5 protein-coding genes and 1 tRNA gene are annotated in these 4,765 nt (G+C 48.6%); 3 read left to right on the top strand and 3 right to left on the bottom strand.

Features of this window, described 5'->3' with window-relative positions:
* Positions 1–515: hypothetical protein (locus NZ772_14175; protein ID MCS6814696.1), on the bottom strand; the 515-nt coding region annotated here is incomplete at its 3' end.
* Between the two features lie 194 nt (positions 516–709).
* Between NZ772_14175 and lepA the strand changes: the two genes are divergently transcribed.
* On the top strand, positions 710–2,524 hold the full coding sequence (gene lepA / locus NZ772_14170) for a translation elongation factor 4 (GenBank protein MCS6814695.1): 1,815 nt from the start codon (positions 710–712) through the stop codon (positions 2,522–2,524).
* Positions 2,525–2,606: 82 nt separating this feature from the next.
* On the opposite strand, the gene NZ772_14165 is transcribed toward lepA, so the two are convergent.
* Positions 2,607–3,299, bottom strand: a complete 693-nt coding sequence (locus NZ772_14165) for an ATP-dependent Zn protease (protein ID MCS6814694.1) — start codon at positions 3,297–3,299, stop codon at positions 2,607–2,609.
* A gap of 45 nt (positions 3,300–3,344) precedes the next feature.
* On the opposite strand from NZ772_14165, the gene NZ772_14160 reads away from it, so the two are divergent.
* A tRNA-Gly gene (locus NZ772_14160) sits at positions 3,345–3,416 on the top strand.
* 53 nt (positions 3,417–3,469) lie between these two features.
* On the opposite strand, the gene NZ772_14155 is transcribed toward NZ772_14160, so the two are convergent.
* On the bottom strand, positions 3,470–3,751 hold the full coding sequence (locus NZ772_14155) for a hypothetical protein (GenBank protein ID MCS6814693.1): 282 nt from the start codon (positions 3,749–3,751) through the stop codon (positions 3,470–3,472).
* A gap of 571 nt (positions 3,752–4,322) precedes the next feature.
* Between NZ772_14155 and NZ772_14150 the strand changes: the two genes are divergently transcribed.
* A complete protein-coding gene (locus NZ772_14150) occupies positions 4,323–4,526 on the top strand; it encodes a hypothetical protein (protein MCS6814692.1) in 204 nt (67 codons plus the stop codon).
* Positions 4,527–4,765 lie beyond the last annotated feature (239 nt).

The following is a 4,765-nucleotide window of genomic DNA, read 5'->3' as shown; positions in this document are numbered from 1 at the left end:
ACGCCAATTTGAGCATAGATATCTTTCTTACAACGCTCCTTGCCTTGCTGCTGAGACTTCCGGCTTAAGCTCAACTCATTCCCTTCTGCATTAGACACAATCTCAATGCAAACATCGGGAACTTTGCCAAATTCCCAAACAAAATAAGAGCGATAGCGGCGGGCTGACCAATCTTCGGCACGGTGCACCCCTAGGCTGAGGAACACATTGGGAACGATCGGATCACCATAAAGCTTGTAAAACAGTCCTACATTCGCCTCGGCAATAAAGGGTGGAGGTATGGCCTGGGAGCTACAGAGAGCATCTACTAGTAACCGCTGTTGCTGGGCCGACTGAAAATTGTCCGCAGGGGTATCGTCTTCGATAGTGAGATGGCTAATGTCTAGCTCGGTAATGATATCATCTGCATCTGCATCCTCGGCGACTGCCTCCGTATTCACATTGGCATCACCTGTCACCCTGGCTTCTGGATCCATAGTCGGGTCTGCATCTAAACCCAGCAGTTGTTGCATCATGGTCACTACTCAGCATCTATGCCTTAATTATCACCCACCGTCTTTCATTAAAGTGTTTGACTTTAAGGTGAAAGTGTCTAAAAAGGTTTAAGTCATGTTTGCGGGGTAGGGGTAAAGATCATCGCTATCACCCACCACTAAACAGGCTGTATTAAAATACGTAAACGTATGCCCGACTACCCTAGCTGGATTGTATGACAAGCGTTCCCGTTTCTCGAATTCGCAACTTTTGTATTATTGCTCACATCGATCACGGTAAGTCAACCCTTGCTGATCGCCTTCTGCAAGAGACGGGCACCGTTGCTGCTAGGGAAATGAAGGAGCAGTTTTTAGACAACATGGAACTGGAGCGGGAGCGGGGGATCACGATCAAGCTACAGGCGGCCCGCATGAACTATACCGCTAAAGACGGGCAAACCTATGTGCTTAACCTGATTGATACTCCTGGACACGTAGACTTTTCCTATGAGGTGTCACGATCGCTGGCAGCTTGCGAAGGGGCACTGCTAGTAGTGGATGCTTCCCAAGGGGTAGAGGCTCAAACCTTGGCGAACGTGTATCTGGCACTAGAGCATAACCTAGAAATTATCCCAGTCCTCAATAAAATCGACCTTCCTGGTGCAGAACCTGATCGGGTCAAGGCTGAAATTGAGGAAATCATCGGGCTAGATTGCAGCAATGCTATTCTAGCATCGGCTAAAGAAGGTATCGGCATTGGCGAAATCCTAGAGGCAATCGTCCAGCGCATTCCTGCCCCCCGTGATACCGTGTCTGAGCCACTGAGGGCATTAATTTTTGACAGTTACTACGACTCCTATCGAGGTGTGATTGTCTACTTCCGAGTGATGGATGGCATGGTGAAACGGGGCGACAAGGTGCGGCTAATGGCCTCCCACAAGGAGTACGAAATTGACGAGTTGGGTGTGCTTTCACCGTCTCAAGTGCAAGTTGACGATCTCCATGCAGGGGAGGTTGGATACCTTGCTGCTGCCATCAAAGCAGTGCAGGATGCTCGCGTAGGTGACACCATCACCTTGGCAACTAATCCTGCGGAAGCGCCCCTGCCGGGATACGCTGAAGCTAAGCCCATGGTATTTTGTGGCCTATTTCCTACCGATGCTGATCAGTTCCCTGCGCTACGAGATGCTCTGGACAAACTGCGCTTGAACGATGCTGCCTTGCAATATGAACCGGAAACCTCTAGTGCTATGGGGTTTGGCTTTCGCTGTGGGTTCTTGGGGCTGCTGCATATGGAAATTGTGCAGGAACGGTTAGAGCGGGAATATAACCTCGATTTGATTATTACCGCACCATCAGTGGTCTATCGGGTTACAACCCCGAAGGATGGTGTGCTGCTGATCGATAATCCCAGTCACTTGCCTGATCCACAGCATCGAGAGAAGATTGAGGAACCCTACGTCCATGTAGAGATGATTACCCCAGAGCAGTACGTAGGAACGCTGATGGAACTAGCGCAGAGCCGGCGGGGCATTTTCAAGGATATGAAGTACCTGACCAAGGGGCGCACAACTCTGATCTATGAGGTGCCTTTGGCAGAGCTAGTGACAGACTTTTTTGACCAGATGAAGTCTCGATCGCGGGGCTATGCCAGTATGGAATATCACATCATTGGCTATCGAGAGAATCCCTTGGTAAAATTAGACATTCTGATTAATGGCGACCCAGTGGATTCCTTGGCGACGATCGTCCATCGTGATAAAGCCTACAACGTAGGGCGTGCCCTCACGGAGAAGCTGAAGGAGTTGATCCCCCGGCACCAATTTAAGATCCCTATCCAAGCTGCTATTGGCAGCAAGATTATTGCCAGTGAACACATCCCTGCTCTCCGCAAAGATGTACTCGCTAAGTGTTACGGTGGGGACATTTCCCGTAAGAAAAAGCTATTGCAGAAACAGGCCAAAGGTAAGAAACGGATGAAGGCGATCGGCACAGTGGATGTCCCCCAGTCTGCCTTTATGGCTGTGTTACGCCTTAACCAAGATTCATAACCAAGACCCACAGCAGAATGCACTATTGGGCTGGCGCGTGGGGAAGTGGTAACAGCAGCATAGTGTATTTAGAACAGCATGACTACGATGACCCTAGGAGCGGTGCGATCGTTGCATAGCAATCCTGAATTGATGCCCCCTCTGCTAGCGCTTTGACCAGAGCATCGTAGGCAACTTGGTGAGTTTGCAGTAGGGTTTTGGCCTGTAATAGTGCCCAGCGTTCTTTTTGAGCATATTCAGCTACAGGACGTTGGCACTGTTGCCATAGCAGCCGTAGAGCTTGCCGATCATCCTCGCCACCTTCTGCATTACCATACACTAGTTGCTCAGCCGCAATCCCTGCCATCCACACACGAAAGTAACGATCTACTGTCTGTGCTGACAGCTTGCCTTGGCTAATTTCCTGCTGCAACTGACTCGTGTCAAACGCTACACCGCCCAGTCCGGGTTGTCCTTGACGAAAGGCATCCCAAGCATTAAGGGCATAGCCTGTAATGGGAATATCCAACAGCACTGCCACGAGAAAATGTCCAGCTTCATGGTGACGGATCCGACTCTTATATGCCTCACCACCTGTAGTACGGGCTATCCAGTCCAATGCTAAGGTTGCCCCCTGTCCTTTCCAGGCTAGGGTGTCGATCGCTGCCAAACCTAGAAATGCTGCCGTAAGACTCGCTGGTATAGCAGCAGGCAAATTGATTGCTGGCCCCACAAGGCTCATCATAACCACCACAAAAATGGCAATTGCTGTCAAATTAAAAGATGTTTGCGCCATCTACCCCACCTAACTTCAATGCATTGATATAATATGTCAACTAATGCGGATGTAATTCAGTGGTAGAATGTCAGCTTCCCAAGCTGAACGTCGTGGGTTCGAGTCCCATCATCCGCTTAAAGTGCAAAACGTTCGACAGGCTTTTCCATGCTGCCATGTATTAGCTGTCGCTAGCTATTGCTAGCCTGAAAGTATTCTGGATATGCCTGCCAGATGGCATGAATAAATCGATTGAGGTGATATTGAGCAGCCGTTTTTGCAGTTGTATCTTCTTTAACAAGCGGCTGATGGCCAGCTTCGTATATCTGCCCCAGCCAAGGTAGGACATCAGTGTCAAGTGCAGGGCGAAATAAGGCTATTGGCAACAATAAATCTGACGCACCACGAAGATTATGTAACTTTGGAGCCGAGATAGTTGTTTTATTGAGTGAGTCATGAGCCAGTGGAACCAACTGGGAGGCAACTACAATAGCAAGAGGTCTAGCCCAACAAGTGCTACGCTGAGAAACTACTTGAATCAATTCTGCGTATAGCCGTTCTTCACCATGCTCTAGGTAGATAAGTTGGTGAGTTTGTATAGGGTTTATGTCGAGCATCTGCACAAGTTGATAGGGAGCATTCTTACAGATACAGGCACAAATTGGTTCACTAGAATATCTTTACTGATAGGACTGATCATAGCAATCAAAGCCCTCGTTAAGATTTCCTAGCTCATCCGTGTGTGGCTATAAGAGTAAGGTAACAGAGGCAATGCGCCTAGACTGTTAAGACTTTGCGAGGATAACCTTTGTGAGGAACTGTGCATAGCAAACATTGGTCAGGTGGCTTCAATGCACAGTGCTTGGCTAGGAACGCTCTGTAAAGGCAGCAACATTGCAGGCTAATAAGAAACAGTTCACATCTGTAGTTGGTTCTTGCTTACTGCTTGCTAGTGTGCCTTAGTGGGCATCTAAGGTAAGGCTTGCCGCTCATACTGCAATCATGGGCATTACAATAGGCAGTAATGTCGACTCAATCAAAATTATGGATCCTGTGCAACCTGTGAACTGTGCAGAAGCTTGTGTCAATGGCTGCGTGCTGGGCGATCGCTGTCCTCACCGTAGCAACTTAGAAACAGTCTCTAAATTCATCACTGAAACATCCCTAGATGATATGCACGCTATTGCTGAGGCTGCATTTCGTCGCAAGATGATGGAGCCACCTAAATGGATTTTGCCAGATGATTAGAACATAGCTCTGCACTAGTCTGTAGGGAGGGCTAGAGATATTCACTCTAAGAATATCTAAGATTATCTGTCGCCTAACTCACAACACTTAGCTGCGATCGTCAGAGTCAATCAAACACCGAGCTACAGTTAGTGCGAGGCGAGCCTGCTCTGTGTCTGATAAGTCAGTCCAACGGGTGCCTGGTTGAATGGTTGCTATTGCAGCACTGTTATCACCTCGCATAGCATAGGCAAGGGGAC

Source organism: Cyanobacteriota bacterium (genome assembly GCA_025054735.1).
GTDB lineage: Bacteria > Cyanobacteriota > Cyanobacteriia > SKYG9 > SKYG9 > SKYG9.
This window is presented reverse-complemented; position numbering and strand designations above follow the sequence as displayed.

Bases quoted from the DNA above. Each gene is read 5' to 3' on its own strand.
- lepA (MCS6814695.1), top strand. From the start codon at position 710: ATGACAAGCGTTCCCGTTTCTCGAATTCGCAACTTTTGTATTATTGCT.
- NZ772_14165 (MCS6814694.1), bottom strand. From the start codon at position 3,299: ATGGCGCAAACATCTTTTAATTTGACAGCAATTGCCATTTTTGTGGTG.
- NZ772_14150 (MCS6814692.1), top strand. From the start codon at position 4,323: ATGGATCCTGTGCAACCTGTGAACTGTGCAGAAGCTTGTGTCAATGGC.